This window comes from Luteitalea sp. (assembly GCF_044337415.1).
GTDB lineage: Bacteria > Acidobacteriota > Vicinamibacteria > Vicinamibacterales > Vicinamibacteraceae > Luteitalea.
In genome coordinates, this window is the sequence record NZ_JBIINP010000314.1 from 1 (window position 1) to 3,687 (window position 3,687).

2 protein-coding genes are annotated in these 3,687 nt (G+C 70.5%); one reads left to right on the plus strand and one right to left on the minus strand.

Features of this window, described 5'->3' with window-relative positions:
- Positions 1–1,167: hypothetical protein (locus ACIRDX_RS21535; RefSeq protein WP_396627481.1), on the plus strand; the 1,167-nt coding region annotated here is incomplete at its 5' end.
- Between the two features lie 158 nt (positions 1,168–1,325).
- On the opposite strand, the gene ACIRDX_RS21540 is transcribed toward ACIRDX_RS21535, so the two are convergent.
- Positions 1,326–3,687 (minus strand): UPF0182 family protein (locus ACIRDX_RS21540; protein WP_396627482.1); only part of this gene is annotated, 2,362 nt, incomplete at its 5' end.

A 3,687-nucleotide genomic window follows, 5' to 3' on the forward strand; every position in this document is an offset into this window, starting at 1 on the left:
CTCGACGCCGCCATGCTCGCCGCGCCGGCGCCGCCGTCGTTCGGGTCGGCGGCGTTCGCGCAGGACGCCATCGACGCGTGGTGGCTGGCGCTCACGCGCGACGTCCCCTTCGCCCTGCACGCCGTGGATCCGCTGGTGACCCGCGCGGCACAGGACCTCACCCGCGCCGGGCGCGCGACCTCGGCGAGCGCCTGGGCAGTCGCCCCGTCGGCGGCAGCCGCGGGCCCGGTCGTGTCGCAGTTCCTGTTGCGGGCGGTGCCCATGGGCGCGCAGGTGCTGTCGCCCCGCGTGCTGGCGCAGGAGTCGGGCGAGTCGTTCCTCACCACGTGGGAGGAGTGGCTGGCCTCGCAGAACGGGCAGTTGCCGCTGCGCGAGGTGACCACCGCGGCGCGCCGCTACATCTGCTGTGGCCGCGACCTCGCCACCTGGACGCGCACCGACTACCCTGGGCAGGCCGGGCTCCAGGCCGCGCTGCAGCTCGAGGCGCTGCGTGCGCCGGTCACGCCCGATCATCCCTACGTGCGGTCGCGCAACCAGGCCGGCTATGTCACCTTCGGCCTGCCCTTCATCGTCGACCTGTCGCAGCGCGTGGCCATGCATGCGCTGCGCGCCGCGTGGTTCCACAAGTGGGTGATGCATCGCCGCCTGCGTCCCGAGGAGCTCGGCGGCCGGCTCGAGGCTGCAGCGGCAGGGGCGCCGGTGGCGGCGTGGCCCGACGCGCGGTTCCTCCAGTCCGACGCCTGCGGCGAGGTGCGCCGCCGCACGGGCAGCCTGCTGCTCCCGCAGGCGTGGCCGGAGGGCGCGCCGCTTCACCCCGCGTATCCCGCCGCGCACGCCGCCACTGCGGGCGCCATGGTCACGGTGCTCAAGGCGTACTACGCCACCGACTGGGTGCTGCCCGATCCCGTCGAGCCGACCCCTGATGGGCGCGAGCTGATGGCGATCGACGCCAGCCTCACGGTGGGTGGGGAACTCGACAAGCTCGCGTGGAACGTCGCCATGGGCCGCGCGTGGGCCGGCGTGCAGTGGCGCGCCGATGCCGAGGCGGGCCTGCGCCTCGGCGAGTCGGTGGCCATCGGCCTGCTGCGCGAACTGCGTGAGCTCCTGCCCGAACCCGACGCACGCTTCGCGGTCCGCACCTTCGACGGCAGCATCGTCGAGGCCTGATCCAGAGGCAGGGCAGGGTCTCCGACCCGGCCGCCATCGACAGCGGCGCGGTGGGGACACCGCGCCCTACCCCCGGTCGCCGTCGGCGTCGGGCGCCGGTCTCACGCGACTTCGGTTCGTGGCCGTCGACGTTCACGTCGACGGTCAGCGCGTTCCGCCTAGCGGGGGGCTTTCTTCTGCTCGGCCTTGCGCATCTCGTCGATCACCAGACCCAGGGCGCGGATCTCCTCGCCGTAGCCGGCCCAATCGCCGAGGCGCTGCCGCTCGAGCGCCTGCCGGTAGTGCTGATCCGCCCGCTGCGCGAGCGACCCTGACGTGGCCGACGAGAGCGGCGCGGCGGGGGAGGGCACGGCGCGCGGCGTGGTCTGTACTCCCGTCGCCGGGGCGCCGGCGCCCGTCGCGTCGGTGCCCTTGGTCGCCTCGGCAGGTGCGGGAGTGTTCATCACGAGCGCGGCTGCGAGCGCGGCGGCCTCCTCGCTCGACGTCAGCTTCGGCGCGCTGCCGTCGGCGGGGAACAGCCGGTCGAGCGCCTCGTTGAGCGTCTCGGCCATCACGATGCCGTCCTTGTAGGCGACGATCACCCGGTTCAGCTCGGGAATCTGGCCACCCGACGCGCGCAGGTACAGTGGGCGCACGTAGATCAGGCTCTCCTCGATCGGGATCACGAGCAGCGTGCCCTGGATCACCTCGGAGCCCTGCTGGTTCCAGAGCGTGATCTGGGGGGCGATCGCCTGGTCCTGGTTGATGCGAGCCACCACCTGGCGCGGCCCGAAGACCACCTTCTGCTTCGGGAACTGGAACACCGCCAGCTTGCCGTAGTGCTCGCCGTCGCTGCGCGCGATCATCCACGCCGCCAGGTTGTCCTTCTGGCGTGGCGTGAACGGCAGCATCTGGATGAACTCGGTGCCCTTCTCGCCCGGCACCTTCATCATCGTGTAGTAGGGCTCCATCCGCACGGGCTGCTCGCCGACGTCGATCGACGGCACTTCCCACTGGTCTTCCTTGTTGTAGAAGACCGACGGGCTCTGCATGTGGTACGTCGCGAACATGCTGGCCTGCACCGCGAAGATGTCCTGCGGGTATCGCAGCCGCAGCCGCAGCGAGGCGGGCATGTCGGCCAGCGGCCGGAGCAGGCCCGGGAAGATGCGCGCGTAGGTCTGCGCGATCGGATCGGACGGATCGACCAGGTAGAAGTGCGTCGTCCCGTGGTAGGCGTCGATCACCACCTTGATCGAGTTGCGGATGTAGTTGATCGACTGGTTGGTGATGGACGAGTTGGTCCCGCCGGCGATGGCGCTCGAGTACGGGTACCGGTTGCTGGTGGTGTAGGCGTCCTGGATCCAGTAGAGGCGGCCGTCGGCGATGGCGATGTACGGATCCTGGTCGTAGGTCAGGAACGGCGCGATCTTGCGGACGCGCTCGCTGATCCGACGGTAGTACAGCACCTTGCTGTCGGGCCGCAGGTCGTCCGACAGCAGCGCCTTGCCCGACCCGAACCGCACGGCGAAGAGCAGCTTGCGCAGGAACGACCCCACCGGCACGCCGCCGCGCCCCTCGTACTCGGCGAACACGTTGTCCTCGCCAGACGGGTAGTGGAACTCCTTGGTGCGCGTCTTCACGAACACGTGGTCGTTGGACAGTTCGCCGAAGTAGATCGACGGCTCGGTGATTTTCAGGTCGACGGCCGACTGCGGCGGCAGGTCCTTGATGAACAGGATCGGCAGGCCTTCGGGCGTCACCTCGTTCACCGGCCCGAGCGTCAGCCCGTAGCCGTGCGTGAAGGTGAGCTGCTCGTTGATCCACGTGCGGTTGGGCAGGCTCTCCGAGTTGAGCTCGCGCGCCGACAGCATGATCTGCCGCTGCCGCCCGTTGATCGTGTACCGGTCGTTGTCCACCGACACGAAGTCGTAGTAGGTCCGGATCTCCTGGATCTGCGAGAACGTGTCGAGCAGCGGCTGGTGGTCCCACAGCGGCACGTTGTCGATCGTGTCGGCGTTGCGGTCGAGATCGGCGCGCGTCAGCGTCGCATCACCGGAGAGCTGACGTTCCTGCACCGCATCGAGCCCGAACGCCTGGCGCGTCGCGGTGATGTTGTGCTGGATGAAGGGGGTTTCGCGGACCTGCTCGTTCGGGGCCACGTAGACCCGCTGCACGACCGTGGCGTAGAGCGAGCCGCCCACCGCCACCGCGAGGTAGCCGCCCACCGCCAGCGCGATCGGCCACAGCCGCACGCTGAAGGCCTGCACCAGGGCCAGCACCGCGCCCACCACACCGGCCAGCGCCAGGACCCGCAGCGCCGGGATGCGCGCGTGCACGTCGGTGTACGAGGCGCCCGTCATGATGCCGGAGGGCTCGAACAGCTCCTGCGGGATCTCGAGCCAGTCGCCGAGCGCCAGCGCCAGCAGCAGGAGGCCGACGAGGATCGACAGGTGGCGACGCGTGCTCTCCGTGATGAACATCCCGCTGCCGAGGCGCAGGCCCAGGTTCCCCGCCAGCGCGTACGCGGCCGCCGTGGCCGCC